Genomic DNA, 22,726 nt, shown 5'->3' with positions numbered 1-22,726 from the left:
ATAAATGCTGAAGAATTGAATCTTGAGTCATATCAATAACAAAGGCAGCCGAAGCTGCCTTTTAAATTTTGAAGAGTGTTTGAGCGATTTAAGGATTATTACGACCCATTACCCCACGAATCGTATTCATAATGTCAGCAGGCAATACCACAGTTTTAGCATTATTAGATTTAGCCATATCCTGCATTGCTTTTACATATTGTTCACCAAGTAGATAAGCGACAGGAATTTCTTTGTCGCCTACAGCATTGGTAACCATGTTAATGGCTTTTTCTGAAGCTTCAGCAAGTACAACTTGAGCCTCAGCATCACGACGTGATGCTTCAAGACGACCTTCAGCTTCCAGAATCGCAGCTTGTTTCTCACCATCAGCACGTGTCACTGTCGCACGACGCTGACGTTCAGCTGCGGCTTGTGCTTCCATTGCGGATTGCATCGTACCTGATGGTTGAATATCTTGGATTTCAACCGTTTTAAGCGTAATTCCCCAATCTGAAATATCATCAGAAATTGCTGCTTTCAGCTTCGCTTTAATATGATCACGTGAAGATAAAGCATCATCCAAGTCCATTTCACCGACGATTGAACGTAAAGAAGTTTGGACAAGGTTTTGGATCGCCCAAGTATAGTTTTCGATACCGTAGACTGCTTTTTCTGGTGTAGTAATGTTGATATAGGCAACAGCGTTCATTAAAAGAACTGCGTTATCTCTTGTAATTACTTCCTGAGATGGAATATCAAGAACGATATCTTTTGTTGTGACTTTATATGCGACTTCATCAACATAAGGAATCACAAAGTTTAGACCTGGACTTAAGGTCGTATGGTATTTACCCAGACGTTGTACGATCCATTTATAGCCTTGAGGAACGATACGAACCCCTTTAAAAATAGTGATCCCGACGAATGCCAAAAATGCGATGGCAATAATTGAACCAGACATTTCTACTCCTTTAAGAATTATTGTTTATAACGGTGAATTGAGGTTATTGTGCGCTTGAACGACCAGCTCATTACCTAAAATATCTGTAACTCTGACACGATCACCGACCTGAACAAGGCTCAGTGTTCTGCAATTCCATTCGTCAGAGCCTAGAACTGGAAGCTGAAAACGAACTTTGACCAATTCAGGTTCATGACCAATTTGAATCACCATCCCAACTTGTCCGATTGTCGCTTCACGTGAGAGACCCGCTTTAGTCTTATCAACGGAAAGTGGTTTAATAAATTTAAACCAAACCACCGTACATGAAATCGATAGTACAACCCATAAAATAATTTGAGTTGGAAGCCCCATAGAAGGAAATAGCCACACCAGTATGCTAATAATGACTGCAGCTATACCAAACCACAGTGCAGCAAAGGCCGGTAAAATGAGCTCAGACAGGATGAGCAAAATACCTAATACAAACCAATGCCAAGGTTCAATCAATAAGTCCATACATCTACTCTAATCGTTATCTTGTTATAGACGAAAACATCTATATCAAGATAACAGACTAGGGCAGAGAAGCCTATAAAAAATGCTTAAAAGCGAGCTGTTGGTGCAGGTTTGAAAGCAGCAGGAGATTTTTTGAAATTGGCAATTGCGGTATCTATTGATTTAATTTTCAGTTGCGCTGCTTTCTCACCTTCAAGTATTGCCTCATTGCTGGCTTTCAAATCCAAAGTTCCTAAATGGCCAACTTTTGGCTGAATCACGACTGTAGCTGCATTGAGTTCAGTATTGATACTTTGTTGACCCATAATATTAATCGTTTGATCCAACAGTCCCCACATGCTCATCGGCTTATTGCCTGCAGGGCGTGCAGAAATATCAACTGCTATCACAATATCTGCACCCATATTTTTGGCAGTTTGAACTGGAATTGGACTCACGAGTCCACCATCAACATATTTGGTTTTGCCAATCGTTGTTGGAACAAAGACGTTAGGGATACTACATGACGCTCTTACGGCTTGACCTGTATTACCTTTGACGAAATCAGCGCGTTTACCATTATCTAAACGTGTGGCAACTGCAGCAAATCGAATCGGGAATTGTTCAATCGGTTTGTTCCCAACCTGTCGATTGACATAATCTTGGAGCTTTTGACCGAGGACCACACCCTGTCGATTTAAAGTTAAATCACGAATATCGGACTCTTTCAGTTGAAGTGCAATTTGCTGTAGTTGATAGGGAGATTTGCCTGAAGCATAAATACTACCGACAAAACTTCCAGCACTTGTACCCGTAACAATTTTGGGTTTTATACCATGAGATTCTAAAACCTTTAATACACCAATATGCGCAAAACCTTTTGCACCACCACCGCCTAGAGCAATCGCGATCACTGGCTCGCGTGCTTGAATTTGAGTGGATTGTGTAGGATTTTTTACAGTAGAGTTACAGCCTGATAGCGCCAATAAACTCAGGCCAATGAAGCTGATTTTGGGAAGATTGAGGAGCAATGACATAGACATTAATCTGCTAAAAAGTGTCAAAATTTTAGGCATATCTCAACAGATTGCTGTCTATTTTTCTAGCATTTTTACAAAAGTTCTTTAAAGGGTAATGCTAAACGACTCATATTTTTAGGAGAAATTTTTCCACGATAATATTCTAATATTTTATGCAGATCAGATTCATAGTCTCCCGTCATTTCGAGGCTTCCTAAACATCGAATGACTTTATGATCATAATCAAATGCAAACATTACCACTGGTATATTTGCACCTAAGGCAATGTGATAAAAACCGCTGCGAATGTTTTTAGCACTTTTTCGTGTACCTTCAGGTGCCATTGCCACCCAAATTTTATCTCGTTCATGAATAGCTTGAACAATTTGTTGAGTCAAGCCTTGGGGGGTATCACGTTTTACCGGAATCACCCCGATCCATTTGAGTAAATGTTTGAGTGGAGATTTGAACAGACTATCTTTTCCAAAGATTGTGACTTCAATGCCAATGCCAAGCATCGCGAGAAAGGCATACAGTCCATCATAATTTGATGTATGCGGGGACACAATTGCGACAGCTTTGGGGAAATTTGGAAATTCTCCCTCAAAAGACCAGCCTTGACGAAGATAAAGCTGTTTGAATGCTGCTCGACTCAACGTTGAACCGCGTTGAGGAACTTGTGATGGCAATTTTGGGAATCTATTGTTCATTGTGCGTTGTATAAATGCTTTTTAAACTTATTATAAAGACCTTGTGTATGAGATACATTGGCAGAATAAGAATCAAGTGACAAGGACATCTCAATACGAATTGATTAAGAAGACATCAGTTGCAGGACACCTCTTTCATGTCACCAAATACCAAAATGTATGTGCTTTTATTTTCACTCTATTGGGCGCAAGGATTGCCAGTAGGATTTATGACACATGCTTTGCCCGTGATTCTGCGTGCTGAAGGTGTTTCCTTAACGTATATTGGTGGATTTGGATTGCTGATGGCTCCGTGGGCACTCAAAGTTTTATGGGCTCCATTGGTTGATCGCCATCATTTGTTCAATCAAGGGCATTACCGCAGTTGGATTATACCCACTCAGTTACTCACAATGATTACGCTGATAATCTTATCGTTTATCCCCATTCAATCACTGAACCAACCTCAATATCTCTTTGGATTTTTCGTGGCATTGTTGATGATGAATAGTATCGGAGCGACTCAAGATATAGCAACCGATGGCTTAGCTGTGAATATTCTAAAAGGTGAACAACAGCATTTAGGCAATATGTTCCAAGTGATTGGTTCAAGGTTGGGCTTTATTGTGGGAGGCGGTGCGATATTGTGGGTATTAGATGCATTGACTTGGCAAACCACTTTTTTATGCCTGGCTATTTTGGTGGCATTTAATACGCTACCCGTATTATTGTATCGTGAGCCTCAACATGCTTCACAAAGCATCAATAATCATCAAGATGATGATTCATCATCTAAAACTCAAAGTTTCGTGAAAGCTTTAAGTCATTACTTAAAATATTTTTTTCAAAATCGAGAACTCAGACTTTGGTTTTTTGTATTGTGTAGTATTAAAGTGACGGATGGATTGTCTGGACCTATTCTTAAACCATTGTTGGTCGATTTAGGACTATCTAAGACGCAAATTGGTGTCAATGTGACCATGCTTGGCGCATTTGCTGCTTTGATCGGAGCAGGTATTGCAGGTTGGCTACTTAGGTTTTATTCGCGTCAAAGTGCTTTAATTACTTTTTCACTGCTTAAATTATTGAGTCTCATTGCATTTGCATGGTTATCGCATTATGAGGCGCGATCTTCTGAATTGAACGTCGTATGGATCTATATCATCAATACTTTAGAAGATATGTTCGCTGCGATGTTATTGGTGATTATTCTAACCTTGGTGATGCAATACAGTCGGAAAGAATTTGCAGGAACAGATTTTACTTTCCAAGTCGCATTGATGGCTTCCATTGCGGGAGCACTGTATACCTTGAGTGGCATATTAGGCGATTGGCTCGGTTATACCTCATATCTCATTTTGATCTGTATTTTAGGATTATTTTTGTTCATACCAATTTTAGTATGGAGTCGGTATACAGCTCAAAACAAACATCAATGGAATTAATCTGTAATCTATCTTTTATTCATTTTCATGCTTAGGATGAAATAAAAATGAATAATCGAGATTACGGAGAGTTGATAGCATGGGCAAATGAATACACTCCTCTAAGCACTATGAAAATTCAAGCTGTTATTTTTGATTTGGACAATACACTGACACACCGAGATTTAAGTGTTCAAACTTTTAGTCGGGCATTATTTAATACTTATAAACAGCAAATTGATCAATCTGCCTCGTCTGCGCAAGCTGAGATTCTCGAAACGATTCGATATATTGATCATGGTGGCTATCCCATACGAGAAAGAATGACTGCACCTACCATTGGTGGTTCAGTTGCTCATGCATTACTCAAGCAGTTGAAATGGAAAAAAGCACCAGATTTAGATGAATTAAGTGACTATTGGTTTAATCAATTTGGACTAAACGCAGTCATGATGCCAAATGCTATTAAGATGCTTGATCAGCTTAGAAGCGAAGGATTTAAGTTGGCAATCATTTCGAATGGAGGACATTTCACTCGACACAAAATTATCGAAGGTCTAGGAATCGCGCATTATTTTGATGTGATCATGAGTTCTGAGAAGGCAGGTGTGTCAAAGCCTCAAGCAGAAATATTTCATATGACTTGTCAACAATTAGGAGTTGCACCTGACCATTGTCTTTATGTTGGTGATCATCCAGTGAATGATTATTGGGGTGCTACACAGGCTGGATTAGATGGACTATATTTGGCGGGGTTTCACCAATCCTTAGCTGAACATCAACCGCCGTTAAATAAAACAATTCAGAATTTGCCTGAAATTTTAGCGTATATAAAACAAGTCAATGCATGATGTAAATGATGAATTTTTGAGACGATCAGCTTGATGCAGTGTAATATAAAATGATCAGTTCAAAATGCATGCAATAAACCCCTGTGGTTGATTGAGCATTTTAGGACTGAGCGATCTGCACTCGATTAGGCTCATCATTTATGTACAGCATTGTTTTATCCTTAGTGCCGCTGATAGGACTCATATTAATTGGATATTTTCTTAAACAGAAATCGTATTTAACAGACGAGTTTTGGGCGGGTGCAGAGAAACTTAACTATTTTGTGTTTTTTCCTGCCATGCTTTTTGGTAATTTGGCTCAAGCTGATATTCATATGGAGATGGTGAGTAAAATTTTAGTCATTTTACTCGTGGTCTTTCCAATTGCTTGTGCGGTTTTATATATTTTAAAAAGAATTTTTCAGACCCCAACACGAAGATTTGGAGTCTATGTTCAAAGTAATGTACGTTTTAATACCTATATTGGTTTAGCAGTTGTTGCTTCGCTTTTTCCAGCAGAAGGCATGACGATTTTTGCATTACTGTTGGCGATCAGTATTCCTGTTGTGAATATCATCTCGGTATTGGCACTGACCGATCATGAAAATATGAATTTTCGCGCAGTGATTATATCGTTACTCAAAAATCCTTTAATTTTAGGTTGTCTGGTTGGGGTGCTCTACAATGTATCCGGGCTGCCATTATGGAAAGGTGCAGAGTCATTAATTTACCAACTTGCGATATGTAGCTTACCTATGGGACTAATGTGTGTCGGTGCTGCATTGCAATTTGTGGCTCTTAAAAAAGAATCATTACCTCTAATGATCAACACGCTATCGCGTTTATGTTTAATGCCGATTTTGGCTTGGCTGGTCTGTAAAATGCTGGGCTTCAATGCTTTAGAGACGCAAATCTTTATTTTATATTTTGCATTACCAACGGCTTCAGCTGCTTATATTCTGACAAAAGTATTGGGTGGTGACAGTCAATTAATGGCTGGCATAATTAGTCTGCAAATTATCGGTGCTGCAATCACACTACCCATCGTTTTGACTTTAATATTGCATTAAAACTCAGAAGTATAATTCCAAATATTTAGAATCATTTGAAAGCTTATCGATTCGATTTGAATTAGATTATGTATTTGTGTTGAATTATGAGAAAATGCAAGATTAAGTTGAATTGAAGTACTCCCATGACACACCACAATGCTGAATCTTTAGGTGATATCGAAATTTTAGATATTTTACAGTCTATGAAATCTGACGAACTTAATGTTGAGGCGAATAAACTGATTCGTAGTGGTGGTAAAGAGGGGCGTCAGGAAGCACATAAAAAAGCCTTGGTTGCATTACATCAATCTTTTGAAGAAAAGTTTGTTGAAGCAGTGACACTTGCTTTAGGTTTAAATGAAGCACAAGACAAAAAAAATTAAATATAAAAAAGACAGAATTCGTATTCTTAAAGCGCGTGGTATTGATTATCTTGAGATTGATGGTGCTGAAACAGCACAAGTTTTATCGCAGGTTGCACAGGCGATTACACGCGAAGAAGCAATCGTAACGCGTGATCTACACAATATTTTTCCGTTTTGGAAAGAAGGCTGGCCAATGGTTCAGTTAGATAATGCGTATGCTATTTTAGCTGAAGATATCGATATTCATTATCAAGCAACTTTAGATAAACTTTTAGAAATCTATGGTCGCTAATACTTTATTATTCAAGTTAAACGAAGAATTGAAAACGTAGTTTAGCGAACCAAGTGACTGAAAACCGATTTAAGCAAAGGCTTAAATCGGTTTTTTTACTTTTATCAGTAGCTTATATTTTGAAAGCAGAATAAAAAATCTTAACAGACTCAAATATGTATGCTGAGATTGTTAGACATTTCAAGAGTTCTATGCATTGTTGGTCTGTTATTATTAAGCAATATTAAAAAATAAGGATAACTATAATGATGGGTCTTTCAATTGGTCATATCGCACTATTTGCCATAATTATTTTGGTCATTTTCGGTACAGCTAAATTAAAGAATTTTGGCAAAGATGTCGGCGGCGCTGTAAAAGATTTTAAAGATGCTGTTCGCGAAGATAAAAAAGACACTCATCAATAATCTTTTTTAAACAATATTCAAAGCAATATTGTGGTGTTTTAACCTATGTTTGATGTTGGGTTTGGAGAACTACTCTTTCTTGGACTGATTGTAATTGTGGTCTTGGGTCCTGATCGTTTACCCGATGCGATTCGTTTTGCGCTTCGAAGCTTGAAAAAAATAAGTGAAATAAAATCCGATATTAAACAGAAAGTAGATCTAGAACTTGAGCTTCATCAACTTCGTGAAGAATTAAAAGACGAAATTCAGAATGTTAAACAGCTTGAAACTCAAATGCAGGAATATTTCGCGCATCTAGATGATCAAATTGATCAGAAACAAAAACAATATTTCCCAATACAAAAGTTTTATGTTCCAGCACCTTATAAAACAGATTTTCTAATGACTCATTTAGCGCATTGGTCGTGTGTTGATATACATGTAATGGGAGTGAGATATGTCTGAAACTTCCGACCTCAAAAAAACACTGAGTCATTTTTCTGATTATTTTGAAGAATTTAGGCGAAATTTAATTCATGTCGTTATCGGCTTTTTAGTTATTTTTGTTGGATTAGTGCCATTCGCGAACAAAATTTATAACGCGATCGCACTGCCTCTACAAGCTAAATTACCTGCAAATGCGCATATGATTGCGACAGATATTACCAGTACATTTGTAGCACCCATTAAGTTGGTATTTTTTGTCACGCTGATCATCCTTTTTCCTTTTATTTTTTATAAATTATATGTTTTTTTAAAACATGCGCTTTATCTGAAAGAACGTAAAATTTTCTTTTTCTTTTTTCCCTCAAGTATTGTGTTGTTTTACTCGGGCATTGCACTGGGATACTTTTTTATTCTGCCCGCTGTATTGGGATTCTTTATTGGAGTTTCGCCAGATAGTGTGACCCCTATGACAGATATTCAACAATACTTATTGTTTTGTATTAAGTTTTTCTTCGTCTTAGGGCTGATTTTTCAAGTGCCATTGGTCATTATGATCACGGTGTATTTTGGATTAGTAGACATTGAGACCATCCAAAAAAATAGACCTTACATTTTTATCTTTTGTTTTTTTATTGCCATGTTTGTAACGCCGCCAGACATATTATCAATGGCGATTGGGGGCACAATGATCTATCTATTATTTGAAATTGGGCTGTTATTTTCAAGAATATTGAGTCAATCGAATTATCAAAATTAATGTTAAATAAATCACAAAATAATTAAATAGTGTCGTACAGTTTTCATTATAGATACACAATTCATTCTGTATATTAAAAAGTGCTTAACAAAAGTTAGGTGTATCTAACATAAATTCTTTATAACGAGGTTTTAATCATGAGCTTAGTAGAATTAAAGCAAGAAGAAATCAATGAAGTATCTGGTGCTGGAACATTGATTGGTGACTCAATCATCCACGGTGTGAACTTATTCAATCAAACACTTAATTCAAAACTGATTTCATCAGTTGGTGTTGTATTTAGTGCAGTAGGTTTAGGGCTAGTACACCAAGCTGCTGATACTACTGGTTTAGTGGCATCAAAAACATTAATTGGTCTTGGTCGTGCACTTGGTGGCGATGTAGCTGAAACTCCAAACCATTACGAAAAAGAAAAGGCAGAAGGTCAATATAAACTTCTTCCGACTTTAAATGGCGTTCGTGCTTGGCTTTCATAAGTTTTAAATAAAGTGTTAAAGGCAGACTGGTCATGAGTACTGGTCTGCTTTCAGTAACAGAAATAATAAAGCTAAACTTTTGGTGGCTATAACAATGCAGAATTCATCAGAACAAATAGATCACGATAAAAGAAACTTTCTAAAAACAATGGGTAGCTTAGCTGCTGTTGGTGCTGTTTCAGCATGGCTTCCAACACAAAAGGCAGAAGCTTGGTTTTTTCCTTTACAAGAAAGATTAGTAAATTTCCCAACTGAAATCTCAATTTTTAAACAGAAATATGAAAATTGGTCTGGGGAATCTCGTTATGAAAATGCATGGACAGCATCACCGAGAAATCAAGAACAAGTTTTAAAAGCCATTAACTGGGCATATCAAAATGGCTATAAAGTCAGACCCAAAGGGATGTCACATAATTGGTCACCTTTATTGTTGGATGATCAAGACAAGATTACTAAAATTTTATTGATTGATATGCCAACGCATATCAACAAAGTCAGTATTGATGCAAAAGGTATTGTGACTGCCGAAGCAGGCATTCAAATGGAAGCATTGTTAACCGCAATGGAATACCGTAATCGTGGATTTGTAGCAGTGCCCGCACCTGGAGATTTAACTTTGGGTGGTGTGTTGGCCATTGATGGTCATGGCACAGGTGTACCTGCCGTAGGGGAAAAAAAACAAGAAGGTCAAACTTATGGTTCGATCAGTAATTTAGTGGTATCGATCACTGCTGCTGTTTTCGACCAACGAGAAGGTCGATACGTTGCAAAAACCTTCCTGCGAAATGATCCTGAAATTCGTGCATTTTTAGTTCATATAGGTCGTGCATTTATTTTATCTGCACAATTACAAACGTCAAAAAATCAATATATTCGTTGTGAAAGCTATACCGACATTCATATCAATGAGCTATTTGCTCAAGATAAGCATGCTGGACGTACCTTCTCTCATTTTCTGGATAAATCTGGTCGTGCAGAAGCAATTTGGTTTCCGTTCACCGATTATCCTTGGTTAAAAGTTTGGACTGTTACTCCGTATCGTCCTTTGACTGCTCGACAGACAGTCAAACCATTCAATTATTGGTTCTCAGATAATTTAATCAAACCTATTACTGATTTGATTCATAAAATCATCGTCAATAAAAGTACTTATCTCACGCCAACCTTCGGTTTTACTCAGTATGAAATCTCTAAACTAGGTTTAAATGGTACGCCATTATCTGGAATAACGACGATTTTGACTGGTGGTTTGGCTTCTACTCAAACTTATGATTTATGGGGGACGTCAAAAAACGTTTTACTGTATGTCAAACCAACAACTTTGCGTGTTACGGCAAATGGCTATGCTGTCATTACCAGTCGTGCAAACGTTCAACGGGTTATTGCTGATTTTTGTGATTATTACGGCACTAAGATGAAGCAATATCAAAAATTGGGTCGTTTCCCAATGAATGGACCAGTTGAAATTCGAGTTACGGGCTTGGATCATCCAGAAGATTCAATTGTTCGCGGCGCTCAAACAGCAGCATTATCAGCCATTAAACCTTGTCCTGATCATCCTGAATGGGACTGTGCCGTTTGGTTTGATATTTTAACCTTGCCAGGTACGCCATTCTCAGCGCAATTTTACACAGAAGTTGAGGAGTGGATGTCACAACGTTATCAAGGTGATTCTTTGATGCGACCAGAATGGTCTAAAGGGTGGGGCTATACCAATCAAAAAGCTTGGGATAGTTCAACTTATATCGATTACGAAATTCCACGCGTCCATGCTCAGGGTCAATCTAATCATTTAACCATTAAGTCGAGTAGTCATATTTTAAAGCAATATGATCCTCATGCTTTGTTCACAGCACCTTTAGTCAATCGAGTTTTGAAATAAAGCGAGATGAACGCTTCGTTTTTAATCTATTGAAATCAGTATCCAACTGAGTTTATTCAAAGCAGATTTAGGTGAGCGAAGTGTGGGATAGAACAGGAGACAACACAGATTATGACTATTTTATTGAAAACTTTTGGTTTGTGTTTGTCTCTTTTATGCACGCTGTTGAAATGTAGTCAACTTGATGAAAATTCAATATAAAAACCCGTACTTGAAAAATTAATTACAAATATATATGACAAATAAGCTGTTTAGAGACAAAGCGATTGATGCACAAAAGTCAAAGTGGATTGGTGAAGTCATTTTGATTCGACCATTTTCATTTACGGTACTTACGATTGTTGTCGCCACTTTCACTGTTTTATTAGTGAGTTTTATTTTTTTTGGAAGCTACACGAAGAGGACGAGTGTTAAAGGATTATTGATTCCTAATACGGGTTTAATCCGAGTTTATAGTGCTGAAGGCGGCGCAGTCAGTGAAAAATTCGTCAAAGAAGGTCAGTTAGTGGAGAAAGGGACACCATTAATTGCATTAAAAATGACGCGTTATAATAGTACAGGTAACTATAATGAGTCTGTACAACAACAAATTGAGTTAAAAAAACAAAGTTTAGATACTGAAAAAAATAAACTAAAAGACTTACATTTAAATAGTGTTCAACAATTAAATGCAGAAATTCAATCTATACGTTTAGATTTAATAAAATTAGATGGCTTAATTGCCGAGCAAAGCCAACGTCTAGCCCTTGCACAAGAAAATGCACATCGTTATCGAGATTTAAAAGATAAAGAATATATTTCGATTGAAGAATATCAACTGAAGCAAGATAACTATATCAGCCTAAAAGTTGCTTTACAGAGCTATGAGCGAGAAAAAAATACTAAACAAGCTGAATTAGAAAATAAATTATTGGCTCAGCAAGGACTGGCATCGAAGTTGGAAAGTGAGCTGACTTTGGTCGATCGTCAATTAGCTTCGAATCAGCAAGAGTTTTTAGAAAATAAAGCGCGGGATAGTTTGCTATTACAAGCCAATGCGACAGGAAAAATAGCATCGATTAATGCAGAGGTTGGTCAGTTTATTTCTCCTAATATTCCTGTCATGAATATTGTTCCGACGCCTTCTTATTTAGAAGCACATCTTTTTGTACCCAGTTCAGCAATTGGATTTATACGGACTGGTCAAACCGTAAAACTTCGTTTTCAAGCCTATCCTTACCAAAAATTTGGTCAAGGTGAAGGTGTGATTCATTCAATCTCAGCGACGACGATGAACCCACAAGAACTGACCAATTTAGGCGAGTTAAGTCAGGGTGTAACACTTAACCAAAGTGAACCTGTGTATTTAGTCAAAGTCAAATTAAAACAACAGTTTGTAAAAGCCTATGGTGAAAGTAAGCCTCTTAAAGTGGGCATGGCCTTTGATGCAGATATCATGCAAGAAAAAAGAAAACTATATGAATGGGTACTCGAACCGTTATATAGCATCACTGGCAAGATATAAGAAGAAATAACATGCAGATATTAGACAAAATTTCTCTTGGATTTGGACGGAAAATTCCAACCATTTTACAGACGGAAGCGACAGAATGTGGATTAGCCTGTATTGCGATGATTGCGCATTATTATGGCTATGAGTCTGATTTATTAACGTTAAGACGTCGTTTTTCAGTTTCTCAAAAGGGTTCAAATCTCAATCAGCTGATCAAAATTAGTAATCAGTTGAAAATGGTTACACGCCCATTAAAGCTGGATTTAGAAGATTTGGATCAGCTTAAAACCCCGTGTATTTTACATTGGGATTTCAACCACTTTGTGGTATTGCAAGAAGTCAGTGCCAATAAAGTCACGATTTTAGATCCAGCATTTGGTAAACGTGTACTGACACTCAATGAGGTGTCTGAACATTTTACGGGTGTTGCATTAGAGCTTTGGCCAGATACTGAATTTGAAAAAAAAGAAGATAAAAATCAGATTCAGCTTAAAGGTCTAATCGGTCATGTTCGTGGTTTATGGAAATCTCTCGGGCAAATTTTAATCTTGGCCTTAGCCTTAGAAGTTTTTTCATTAATTAGCCCATTTTTTATGCAATGGGTGATCGACCATGTGATCGTATCTGCAGATCGGGATCTCTTAACGATACTGGCTATTGGGTTTGGCATGTTGATGTTGCTTCAGCAGTTTATCGGGCTACTTCGTTCTTGGATCATGATGTATATGAGCACACATTTAAGTGTGCAGTGGCAAGCCAACGTCTTTAATCACATGATTAATGTTCCTGTCTCTTATTTTGAAAGACGATCACTCGGTGACATTGTTTCGCGATTTGGATCAATTGGTAACATTCAAACCACGCTCACCACAACGTTCTTAGCTGCGATTCTTGATGGATTAATGACAGTATTTACGTTGATTTTAATGTTTGTATACAGTCCGAAGTTAGCTTGGATTGCAATTTTTACCATGGGCTTATACGCCTTAATCCGATGGATTTGGTATGCACCTTTGAAGCGAGCGACTGAAGCGCAAATTATTCATGCAGCGAAGCAAAGCAGCCATTTTATGGAAACTGTGCGTGGAGCTAAAACCATAAAACTGTTCCAGCGACAAGATGTTCGCCGTTCGACTTGGTTAAACCTTATGGTCAATCAAGTCAATGCTGGATTAACGACCCAAAAGTTAGGTTTAGGATTCTCATTGGCGAATGGAGTCTTATTTGGGATTCAGAACATTCTAATTATTTGGTTAGGTGCCACATTGGTATTGGAGGGTAATTTTACAGTTGGTGTGCTGATGGCATTTATGGCGTATAAAGGCCAATTTGATAGTCGGGTTGCAGGACTAATCGATAAGTTTATCGAAGTTAAAATGCTTCAAATTGATGTAGAGCGTTTATCCGATATTGTGTTAACAGAACAAGAAAAATTATACGGTGATGCTGAAATCACAAATGTAGATCAGGTTGAGAATGCAATTGAAGTTGAAAATCTGCACTTTAAATATTCAGAAAATGATCCTTATGTACTCAAGGGGATTAGTTTTAAGATTCCCCAAAATCAATCTGTCGCCATTGTCGGGGCAACAGGTTGCGGTAAGACCACACTGCTACATGTTCTGTTAGGCGTATTTAAACAGAATGAAGGTGAAGTCAAAATCATGGGGCGTGACTTTGAACAATTAGGATTAAACGCTGTGCGAGATCAAGTCGCGACAGTGTTACAAGATGACATTCTATTTGCTGGTTCAATCGCAGAAAACATTAGCTTTTTTGATTCAAATCCAGATATGCAATGGGTACAACAATGTGCAGCCTATGCTGCAATTCATGATGACATTAGCCGTATGCCAATGGGATATCAAACCTTAGTGGGGGATATTGGTAATATGTTGTCAGGAGGACAAAAACAAAGAATTTTATTGGCTCGTGCTATCTATAAAAAACCAAAGATTTTATTTATGGATGAGGCGACCAGTAGTTTAGACGTATTAAAAGAACAAGAGGTCAATGCAAATCTCAAGCATTTAAATATTACCAAATTGATTATTGCACACCGTCCAGAAACGATTTCATCTGCTGAGCGGATTATCGCTTTACAAGATGGCGTGATTGTCCGTGATATGTTGACCAAGGATTTGCAACCTACATGAAAATTCCATACATCGCTTTCATTGTTGTTGCTGGGTCGCTATTCGGACATAGTTCGTTGGCTTATGCAGAGAGTTGGTTGTCAAAACTGACTCCAAATCTAAAAAAACAGCGCGAGACTTTATGGTTTGATGAGCTTACGACTCAGCGTAAAGCCCGCGAGAATGAGACAAAACGTAAGCAAATAGAACAACAACTCAATCAAAGTGTGTCACTTGATCTTCAAAATCAGAAAATGTTAAGTCAACCTCAACATTGTTTATCTCAAAATAATCTTAAGAATAAACAGCCAATAGAACTCATTGATGCCATTGAACGTGCAGTTTGTCGTAATCCTGAGACAAAAAGTGCTTGGGTACAAACGCGTATTCAAGCTGCTCAGCTTAAAATCTCTAAAGCAAATTATTATCCTCAAGTGAATAGCACCTTGAATTACGATTGGTCACGTGATGATAATCAAGTAAAAGATCGTCCTGTTTTGAGTTATGACACTGACTTACGCCGTTACGGACTTGGAATAAGAGCCAATTGGCTACTTTATGATTTTGGTAGTCGATTTTATCAAGCAGAAGAAGCCGAAAAATTATTAGCGATGTCTTTGGCACAGCATGATGTTGCTTTGCAAAATATGATCATCAAAACGATTTCGACTTATTATCAAATTATTCAGGCTGAGTTAAAGTTAAACAATATTAATGAGTTGGTTGTACTTGCAGAAAAAAACTATGAAATTGCAAACGCTCGATATCGTGCGGGTGTTGGTATCAAATCAGATGCATTACAAATGTCCGCAAATTTGGCGAAAGCAAAGTCAGATCAAACTAAATTTTTAGGTGATTTAAAAATAGCAAAAGGACTTTTAGCATCATTAATGGGTGAGCCTGCATACCAAAATTTCAAAATTAATAATCAATTAAAAATTCCAAAAGAGCTAGATCTTAAACCGATTGAAATCCTCATTCAGGATGCTGAAAAAATGCATCCAAAGTTTAAAGCTGCACAATATGATTCACTCGCAGCTGAAAATAAAATTAAGGCAATACAGCGGTCTAGATATCCATCTGTTAGTTTTAACGGCATTTATGATCAGCAAAAACAAACGAGTGACAGTTATGGCAGTGATCGCCAATCTCTACAAGCAGGTGTGCAAGTCAATTTCCCATTGTTTGATGGTTATAATCGAAAAAATCAAATTGTCGTTGCTCAAGAAAACTTAAAATTAAAGCAATTAGAGCAAGAAAGATTGAAGCTTGAAATTAATGCTGAAATCTGGAAAAGCTATAATGAGCTAAATGCAATCCATGACAATATTAAGGCGCTAACGATATTGAATCAAAGTGCTTCAGAAGCCTATGAAGTCGCCCAAGGACGTTATAAAGCGGGTGTAGGAAATTTACTCGAAGTGCTTAATGCTCAGAATGTGTTGAATGAAGCAAAAATGAATTATTCCACCTTGTTGACAGAGTTTTTAGTGGTGAGGTATCAACTTCTATCTAACATGGGGAACTTGAATATTTGGAATGAGACTCAAGCTCAATAAGCCTTTATAAATAAGAGATTGGATTGATCAAAAAATCACTCCGAAACTCGAGCTACGATTAAATGGCAGAATAAAACGGGAACATCCCAAATATTAATCCACTTGCAAGCATCACTAAGCACGTAATAATCGCCCATTTAATGGTAAATTTTTGGTGTTGACCAAACTCAATCCCAGCAAGCCCGCAGAGTAAAAAGGTAGATGGAACTAAGGGTGAGAGCAGATGAACGGGTTGACCAACAATCGATGCACGAGCCATTTCCACAGGAGAGATGCCATAATGTGCTGCAGCTTCAGATAAGATGGGCAGAACACCATAGTAAAAAGCATCATTTGACATAAAGAACGTTAAAGGCATGCTTAAAACGGCTGTGATTGGTGCCAAATATGGACCCATACTATCTGGAATAATCGCTACTAACTCTTTTGACATGGCATCGACCATACCCGTGCCAGTGAGTAAACCTGTAAAAATACCAGCGGCAAAAATAATACCAACGACATTTAAAGCACTACCAGCATGATGAGCGACTAGGCTTTTTTGCATATCAATATCACGATAGTTCACGACTAAAGCAATACACAATGCAATCATAAATAAAATAGGCATAGGCAAAATACCCATGACTAGGCTGGCCATCAGTGCAAGAGTCAATAATCCATTGAACCATCTCAAATGCGCTCGATTTGCCTCTGGGTTTGATGAAATTTGAATATTGTCGCCATGGCTAATATCCAATTCCATGATGCCTAATCTTTTACGCTCCATTCGACCATACATGGTTCCTAAAAAGTATAACCAAGCAATGGCGAACAGCATCGGTAAAATCATCGGAACAAACACATCGCTAGGATCTACGTGGAGTGCACTTGCCGCACGTGCAGTAGGTCCACCCCATGGCGTTAAATTCATGATTCCACTGGCTAACATCATGAGACAGGCCATAATTAAAGGGCTCATGCCTAATCGCTTGTAAAGCGGTAACATGGCAGCAACACAGATCATATAAGTGGTAGAGCCATCACCGTCTAAAGACACGATCAATGTTAAGGTAATCGTACCTAATACTACTTTGAGGGGATCACCTTTCACCAATCTGAGAATAAATTTCACTGATGGATCGAATAAACCTGTATCAATCATGATGGCAAAATACAAGATAGCAAATAGCAGCATGACGCCGGTAGGTGCTAACTTTTTAACACCATCTAACATCATTTCACCAAGTTCATTAAGTTGAATATGGTTCAAACTATCCACAAAAAAACCTAATCCATATGCAATTAGCGCAAAAAGAACGGGAATAAGCGTGAGTGCGACGAGGGGAGTCATACGTCTAGACATAATGAGGTACATAAAGCACAAAATCATGCCCAAACCAAGCAAGGTCAACATGGATCTATCCTTAGATTAGCGTTTTAATCAATATTGTTTCTATTACAGTATTTGTTATCTTCGAAAACGCCGACCATCTTAGAGAAATTTATGATTAAACTAAATATTGTTTAGAAAATATTAAAATAACCATAATTTTTATAAAAAATAGTAGTTAAAATTCATAAGTTTAAAATTTATATTTTGTGATTGGAGACATTAAACATGATTTTTAAGTGTGATAGTTGTAATAAAAATTGAGTATAAATTCTAATTTTAATAATTTTTGAAGGCGAAAAATCTCAAGTTTAATTAGAAAAACTGAATAAAAAATCCACCTGAGTGGTGGATAGTGTCTTATTCAACAGTTGATTCTAATTCTGCTTTTTCATCAAGTAATCTGGTCACGAGTAGTTGGTCAATTTTAAAATGGTCAACATCGACCACCTCGAATTTATAACCATTAAATACCACACTATCAGCAGGACGTGGAATCTTACGAAGTTTAAACATCATAAACCCAGCTAAAGTTTCATAGTTTTCATCATCAGGCATTTCATCAATTTCTAATGCATGCTTGACATCTTCAATAGGTGTACTGCCTTCAATCAGCCAAGAATGATCATCCCGCTTGATAATTTGAAGATCTTCATCCGTTGGCGTAACCCAGTCACCCATCACGGTAATCATAATATCAGATAGGGTAATAACACCAACCACCAAGGCATATTCATTGATGACTACGGCAAACTTTTCTTTACTAGATCTGAAGCGATCAAGTAATTCTGATAGTGTAAGTGTATCTGGAATCGTTAATACATTACGGATAGTGGATTCATTCAACTGATTAAATTTTTGATTATTTAAAATACGAATCAAGATATCTTTAGCATCAACATAGCCAATCACTTGATCAATATTTTCATTGCAGACTAAATATTTTGAATAGGGAAATTCAGCCAGTTTTTGACGAATACTTTCTTCTGATTCATTGATGGTAAAGAAAACTACGTTTTCACGTGTAGTCATGCTCGAAGGAACATTTCGTTCTTCAAGTTCAAATACATTTTCAATAAAGTGATGTTCTTGTTTTTGTAAGACACCTGCTTGTGCCCCTGCATCCATTACCGCGGAAATATCATCAAAAGTAATATTATCATCACGAGTAGTATTTACTTTGAATAAACGGAATAAGAGGTTGGCAATTGCATTGATAAACCAAGCTAATGGACGACAAACAGTAATGAATACCTGAATAGGATTAATTAAAGAGACAGCGATTTTTTCAGGTGCAATCATTGCCAATCGTTTAGGCATAAGATCAGCAAATAAAATAAACAGTGATGTCACTAAAGTAAATGACAATGCAAAACCAATTGATTGTGACCAAGGACCATCATAGAAACGATCGACCAAAATCACAAAATAAGGTCTAAATGCAGCTTCACCTAAAATCCCCCCCAAAATTGCAATAGCATTTAAGCCGATTTGCGAGGCAGCAAAGAAATCAGCTGAATTTTCTTGAAGCGTAAGCACTTTTTGCGCACGATCATCACCAGACTCAGCCAAAATTTTCAGTTTTACTTTACGTGATCCTGCAAGTGCGATTTCACTTAATGATAAGAATCCAGCTCCAGCAATCAAAATCATAATGATCACGAAATTCTGAAAGAGGCTCACACGAACACCTTTGTTTTTAAATTATTTATGAGGAAAGTTTTATCACAAAAAACATAGAGGTAGTGAATTTTTACACTACCTCAATATCATAGTTATTGAGTAAAAAATTTTAAAGTATTGATTTAAATCAGCTCTACTCAATCAAAATTGTGAGAAGTGGGTATTGTTATTTGAAAGAAATTCACGATTTTCTTCCTCAGTCATTTGACGAGCAACATATAAAATCAACTGACGTAACCAACGATGAGCAGGATGATGATGTAATAGAGGGCACCACGCCATTTTGAGTTCAAATTCAGGAATGTAAAATGGAGGGTCTTTGAGCATCAAGTTTTGACTTTTAGCTTGTAGGCGAGCGATTTTCGTCGGTAATGTCGCAATGAGATCGACATTAGACGCTAATAAACCTGGCATTTGATAATGACGTGTAAATACCGAAATTTTGCGTTTTTGACCAATACGTTCTAAAGCTTGATCAATCCAACCTAAACCAGCTTGTTTTTCTGGGTTAACACCAAATCCTACCCCCATCCCAGTTTTAGAAACCCAGATATGTTGCGCATCTAGATAACTTTTTAGATTCAAATTATTTACGGCAGGATGCTTATTATTGAGTAAGCATGAAAAGCTGTCACGCCACACCAGAACCTGATGAAAACTTTGTGGTATTTCGTTGAAACGGTTGATAGCAAGATCAACTTTACCTTGTTCCATATCACGATAGGATACATCACTCGGTGTTAGAAAATCTAAAACAACATTTGGTGCTTCTGAACGCAGAGCCTTAACTAAGCGAGGCACAAGTGTAGCTTCAGCATAATCTGAAGTCATGATGCGGAAAACACGATTTGACGTATAAGGTCTAAATTCTGTTCGTGGTTCTAAGATCATAGATAGATCAGAAAGGGCATCACGAATACGAGGCTGTAGTTCTAAAGCTCTTTCTGTAGGAGTCATTCCTTCAGAAGAGCGAATTAAAAGCGGATCATTAAATAAGTTACGAAGACGACGTAAAATATTACTCATTGCAGGCTGAGTAACACCCAATTGTTCTGCTGCACGTGTAACATTCTTCTCTCGCAAAAGAACATCTAAGTAAATTAAGAGATTGAGATCAACCCGCTCAAGATTCATAAAAAAAATACCGAAAATAAATTTTTGAAATCGTGGGGAATTATGCCATAAGCGCTTAGGTTTGTGTGTTTTTATGCTGATTTTTTCAGCATAATTTAACATATATTCATCAAATTTACGTTTTTTTGTCATAAGACAGACCCTATGCATTTATTTAAAAAATAGGGCTTTAGTTGTTTTTGAAATTACCATGCTATGTTCTAAATTGTTTTTAGGTTTATCTCAATTTAAATGCTTTATTGTTGATTCCATCAATATGGTTGACAGTTTAAAAAATATTCATTTAAAACTAACAGTTTATTAATGATGCTCTGTCAGAAAAGTCAATTGAACGGTAAAATCTAAAGATGTTTGAAGAAAAAATAAACGTAATTGTGAGCTTGATACTTAAGTCTAATGAATAAGAATTACTCAAATTGTGTTAAAAGTGTACAAATACTTATTTTGTAAATTTTATTAAAATCAATAATTTATTGAATGGTATTTCATTTATATTACGACTTTAATCTACATATTTTTTAAATAAATACTGAGAATTAAACGAAAATATTGGATTAATTTCTAGAGTCAATCTAAGCTAAGTCCATAGCAACGAAGCGCTCTAAATCTGAACAATTAATACCGAGTAGATTTAGTCCTTCGATTGATAAATCCTAAAATTATATACAGGGTAAAATATCATGACTACATACCAAACAGCGATTGATGCAATCCGCGAATTAAAAGCAAAATTCGGCAACACTTGGGCAGACATCAGTCCTGAAGATGCTGCACGTATGCAACTTCAAAACCGTTTCAAAACGGGTTTAGATATTGCGAAATACACAGCTGCGATTATGCGTCGTGATATGGCTGCTTATGATGCTGATTCTAGCAAATATACTCAATCTTTGGGTTGCTGGCATGGTTTCATCGCACAACAAAAAATGATTGCGAACAAAAAATACTTCGGTACTACTGAACGCCGTTACATCTACCTTTCTGGTTGGATGGTTGCTGCACTTCGTTCTGAGTTTGGTCCACTTCCTGACCAATCTATGCACGAAAAAACTTCAGTTCCTGCATTGATTGAAGAAATCTACACATTCTTACGTCAAGCAGATGCAAAAGAATTAAACGACTTATTCCGTGCACTTAAAAAAGCGCAAGAAGCGGGTGACACTGCTAAAGCTGCTGAAATCACTTCACAAATCGACAACTTCCAAACTCACGTTGTGCCAATTATTGCCGACATCGACGCTGGTTTCGGTAATGAAGAAGCAACTTACTTACTTGCGAAGAAAATGATCGAAGCGGGTGCATGTGCACTTCAAATCGAAAACCAAGTTTCTGACGCGAAACAATGTGGTCACCAAGCAGGTAAAGTAACTGTTCCACACGAAGACTTCATTGCGAAAATCCATGCACTTCGCTATGCATTCTTAGAAATGGGTCTTGACGACGGTATCATCGTTGCACGTACTGACTCTGAAGGCGCTGACTTGACTCAAAAAATCCCAGTGGTTAAAGAGCCAGGCGATATCGCTTCTCAATACATCAGCTACTTAGACACGACAGAAATTGATATTTCAGAAGCGCAAGAAGACGAAATCCTAATCAAACGTGATGGTAAATTACACCGTCCTAAGCGTTTAGCTTCTGGTCTATATCAATTCCGTGAAGGTACTCAAATTGACCGTGTTGTACTTGACTGTGTAACAAGCTTACAGAACGGTGCTGACCTTCTTTGGATCGAAACTGCAACGCCAAACGTTGAAGAAATCGCTCACATGGTGAACCGTGTACGTGAAGTTGTGCCAAATGCAAAACTTGTTTATAACAACTCACCATCATTCAACTGGACGTTAAACTTCCGTCAACAAGCTTACGACCGTTGGGTTGCTGAAGGTAAAGACGTATCTGCTTACGACCGTGCTAAGTTAATGAGCGCTGAATATGACAATACTGAATTAGCTGCTGATGCTGATGCGAAGATTCGTACGTTCCAAGCTGATGCTTCTCGTGAAGCAGGTGTATTCCATCACTTGATTACACTTCCGACTTACCACACTGCTGCGCTTTCTACACATGAGCTTGCAGAAGGTTACTTCGGTTCTGAAGGTATGTTGGCTTATGTTGCTGGTGTACAACGTAAAGAAATCCGTGGCGGTATCGCTTGTGTCAAACACCAAGCAATGGCTGGTTCAGACATCGGTGATGACCATAAAGAAATCTTCGCTGGCGACAACGCGCTGAAAGCGGGTGACGATGCGAAAAATACAATGAACCAATTCTCTGCATAAGCACTGAACTGATTCAAAAAAAACCTCGCGTAA

The 22,726-nt window shown here is 37.4% G+C and carries 18 protein-coding genes and 2 pseudogenes; 13 read left to right on the top strand and 7 right to left on the bottom strand.

Features of this window, described 5'->3' with window-relative positions:
- Positions 1-88: 88 nt before the first annotated feature.
- The 4 genes from CL42_RS10570 to CL42_RS10555 all read right to left on the bottom strand — a co-directional run bounded on the left by CL42_RS10570 (position 89) and on the right by CL42_RS10555 (position 3,149).
- On the bottom strand, positions 89-943 hold the full coding sequence (locus CL42_RS10570) for an SPFH domain-containing protein (protein ID WP_035268029.1): 855 nt from the start codon (positions 941-943) through the stop codon (positions 89-91).
- A 24-nt stretch (positions 944-967) separates the two neighbouring features.
- Positions 968-1,441, bottom strand: a complete 474-nt coding sequence (locus CL42_RS10565; protein ID WP_035268023.1) for an NfeD family protein — start codon at positions 1,439-1,441, stop codon at positions 968-970.
- 86 nt (positions 1,442-1,527) lie between these two features.
- A complete protein-coding gene (locus CL42_RS10560) occupies positions 1,528-2,457 on the bottom strand; it encodes a patatin-like phospholipase family protein (RefSeq protein WP_051586590.1) in 930 nt (309 codons plus the stop codon).
- A gap of 74 nt (positions 2,458-2,531) precedes the next feature.
- Positions 2,532-3,149, bottom strand: a complete 618-nt coding sequence (locus tag CL42_RS10555) for a lysophospholipid acyltransferase family protein (protein WP_035268017.1) — start codon at positions 3,147-3,149, stop codon at positions 2,532-2,534.
- Positions 3,150-3,286: 137 nt separating this feature from the next.
- Here CL42_RS10555 and CL42_RS10550 point away from each other — a divergent pair, with 137 nt between their 5' ends.
- From CL42_RS10550 to CL42_RS10500, 12 genes and pseudogenes are all read left to right on the top strand, one after another.
- A complete protein-coding gene (locus CL42_RS10550) occupies positions 3,287-4,573 on the top strand; it encodes an MFS transporter (RefSeq protein ID WP_035268011.1) in 1,287 nt (428 codons plus the stop codon).
- Between the two features lie 110 nt (positions 4,574-4,683).
- The gene (locus CL42_RS10545) at positions 4,684-5,403 is read left to right on the top strand and encodes an HAD family hydrolase (protein WP_035268055.1); all 720 of its coding nucleotides are present in this window, start codon (positions 4,684-4,686) and stop codon (positions 5,401-5,403) included.
- 140 nt (positions 5,404-5,543) lie between these two features.
- Complete coding sequence (locus CL42_RS10540; RefSeq protein WP_035268008.1) at positions 5,544-6,452, top strand: AEC family transporter; 909 nt, start codon at positions 5,544-5,546, stop codon at positions 6,450-6,452.
- Between the two features lie 125 nt (positions 6,453-6,577).
- A pseudogene (locus tag CL42_RS10535) lies at positions 6,578-7,091 on the top strand (hypothetical protein).
- 245 nt (positions 7,092-7,336) lie between these two features.
- A pseudogene (gene tatA, locus CL42_RS16700) lies at positions 7,337-7,486 on the top strand (twin-arginine translocase TatA/TatE family subunit); the annotation flags it as partial.
- Positions 7,487-7,540: 54 nt separating this feature from the next.
- The gene (gene tatB, locus CL42_RS16535) at positions 7,541-7,939 is read left to right on the top strand and encodes a Sec-independent protein translocase protein TatB (protein WP_051586589.1); all 399 of its coding nucleotides are present in this window, start codon (positions 7,541-7,543) and stop codon (positions 7,937-7,939) included.
- Positions 7,932-8,678, top strand: a complete 747-nt coding sequence (tatC, locus tag CL42_RS10525) for a twin-arginine translocase subunit TatC (protein ID WP_051586588.1) — start codon at positions 7,932-7,934, stop codon at positions 8,676-8,678. The genes tatB and tatC overlap by 8 nt, the downstream gene beginning before the upstream one ends.
- A 137-nt stretch (positions 8,679-8,815) precedes the next feature.
- Positions 8,816-9,154 carry a hypothetical protein gene (locus CL42_RS10520; RefSeq protein ID WP_035268003.1) on the top strand — a complete coding sequence of 113 codons (339 nt, stop codon included), beginning with the start codon at positions 8,816-8,818 and terminating at the stop codon, positions 9,152-9,154.
- Between the two features lie 94 nt (positions 9,155-9,248).
- Complete coding sequence (locus CL42_RS10515; RefSeq protein WP_035267999.1) at positions 9,249-11,036, top strand: cholesterol oxidase substrate-binding domain-containing protein; 1,788 nt, start codon at positions 9,249-9,251, stop codon at positions 11,034-11,036.
- 235 nt (positions 11,037-11,271) lie between these two features.
- Positions 11,272-12,540: an HlyD family secretion protein gene (locus CL42_RS10510; protein WP_035267997.1), complete on the top strand. Its 1,269-nt coding sequence runs from the start codon at positions 11,272-11,274 to the stop codon at positions 12,538-12,540.
- An 11-nt stretch (positions 12,541-12,551) separates the two neighbouring features.
- The gene (locus tag CL42_RS10505; protein ID WP_035267994.1) at positions 12,552-14,684 is read left to right on the top strand and encodes a peptidase domain-containing ABC transporter; all 2,133 of its coding nucleotides are present in this window, start codon (positions 12,552-12,554) and stop codon (positions 14,682-14,684) included.
- Positions 14,681-16,222, top strand: coding sequence for a TolC family protein (locus tag CL42_RS10500; RefSeq protein ID WP_035267992.1), 1,542 nt, complete (start codon positions 14,681-14,683; stop codon positions 16,220-16,222). The genes CL42_RS10505 and CL42_RS10500 overlap by 4 nt, the downstream gene beginning before the upstream one ends.
- Positions 16,223-16,280: 58 nt before the next feature.
- Here CL42_RS10500 and CL42_RS10495 read toward each other — a convergent pair whose 3' ends face one another.
- The 3 genes from CL42_RS10495 to CL42_RS10485 form a co-directional block, all read right to left on the bottom strand.
- Positions 16,281-17,618 (bottom strand): CitMHS family transporter, encoded by a 1,338-nt coding sequence (locus CL42_RS10495; protein WP_035267991.1) that lies wholly within the window; start codon positions 17,616-17,618, stop codon positions 16,281-16,283.
- 336 nt (positions 17,619-17,954) lie between these two features.
- Complete coding sequence (locus CL42_RS10490) at positions 17,955-19,277, bottom strand: hemolysin family protein (protein WP_035267989.1); 1,323 nt, start codon at positions 19,275-19,277, stop codon at positions 17,955-17,957.
- A 141-nt stretch (positions 19,278-19,418) separates the two neighbouring features.
- The gene (locus CL42_RS10485) at positions 19,419-20,411 is read right to left on the bottom strand and encodes a LysR family transcriptional regulator (RefSeq protein ID WP_035268043.1); all 993 of its coding nucleotides are present in this window, start codon (positions 20,409-20,411) and stop codon (positions 19,419-19,421) included.
- A 680-nt stretch (positions 20,412-21,091) separates the two neighbouring features.
- Here CL42_RS10485 and CL42_RS10480 point away from each other — a divergent pair.
- Positions 21,092-22,693 (top strand): isocitrate lyase, encoded by a 1,602-nt coding sequence (locus CL42_RS10480; RefSeq protein WP_035267987.1) that lies wholly within the window; start codon positions 21,092-21,094, stop codon positions 22,691-22,693.
- The last annotated feature ends 33 nt before the right edge of the window (positions 22,694-22,726 follow it).

This window comes from Acinetobacter sp. Ver3 (assembly GCF_000632455.1).
Taxonomy (GTDB): Bacteria; Pseudomonadota; Gammaproteobacteria; order Pseudomonadales; family Moraxellaceae; genus Acinetobacter.
Note: the sequence above shows the minus strand (reverse complement) of the source record. Positions and strands in the feature narration are given on the sequence as shown.

Coding starts and splice junctions, on each gene's coding strand:
- CL42_RS10570 (WP_035268029.1), bottom strand. CDS start 943: ATGTCTGGTTCAATTATTGCCATCGCATTTTTGGCATTCGTCGGGATC.
- CL42_RS10565 (WP_035268023.1), bottom strand. CDS start 1,441: ATGGACTTATTGATTGAACCTTGGCATTGGTTTGTATTAGGTATTTTG.
- CL42_RS10560 (WP_051586590.1), bottom strand. CDS start 2,457: ATGTCATTGCTCCTCAATCTTCCCAAAATCAGCTTCATTGGCCTGAGT.
- CL42_RS10555 (WP_035268017.1), bottom strand. CDS start 3,149: ATGAACAATAGATTCCCAAAATTGCCATCACAAGTTCCTCAACGCGGT.
- CL42_RS10550 (WP_035268011.1), top strand. CDS start 3,287: ATGTCACCAAATACCAAAATGTATGTGCTTTTATTTTCACTCTATTGG.
- CL42_RS10545 (WP_035268055.1), top strand. CDS start 4,684: ATGAAAATTCAAGCTGTTATTTTTGATTTGGACAATACACTGACACAC.
- CL42_RS10540 (WP_035268008.1), top strand. CDS start 5,544: ATGTACAGCATTGTTTTATCCTTAGTGCCGCTGATAGGACTCATATTA.
- tatB (WP_051586589.1), top strand. CDS start 7,541: ATGTTTGATGTTGGGTTTGGAGAACTACTCTTTCTTGGACTGATTGTA.
- tatC (WP_051586588.1), top strand. CDS start 7,932: ATGTCTGAAACTTCCGACCTCAAAAAAACACTGAGTCATTTTTCTGAT.
- CL42_RS10520 (WP_035268003.1), top strand. CDS start 8,816: ATGAGCTTAGTAGAATTAAAGCAAGAAGAAATCAATGAAGTATCTGGT.
- CL42_RS10515 (WP_035267999.1), top strand. CDS start 9,249: ATGCAGAATTCATCAGAACAAATAGATCACGATAAAAGAAACTTTCTA.
- CL42_RS10510 (WP_035267997.1), top strand. CDS start 11,272: ATGACAAATAAGCTGTTTAGAGACAAAGCGATTGATGCACAAAAGTCA.
- CL42_RS10505 (WP_035267994.1), top strand. CDS start 12,552: ATGCAGATATTAGACAAAATTTCTCTTGGATTTGGACGGAAAATTCCA.
- CL42_RS10500 (WP_035267992.1), top strand. CDS start 14,681: ATGAAAATTCCATACATCGCTTTCATTGTTGTTGCTGGGTCGCTATTC.
- CL42_RS10495 (WP_035267991.1), bottom strand. CDS start 17,618: ATGTTGACCTTGCTTGGTTTGGGCATGATTTTGTGCTTTATGTACCTC.
- CL42_RS10485 (WP_035268043.1), bottom strand. CDS start 20,411: ATGAATCTTGAGCGGGTTGATCTCAATCTCTTAATTTACTTAGATGTT.
- CL42_RS10480 (WP_035267987.1), top strand. CDS start 21,092: ATGACTACATACCAAACAGCGATTGATGCAATCCGCGAATTAAAAGCA.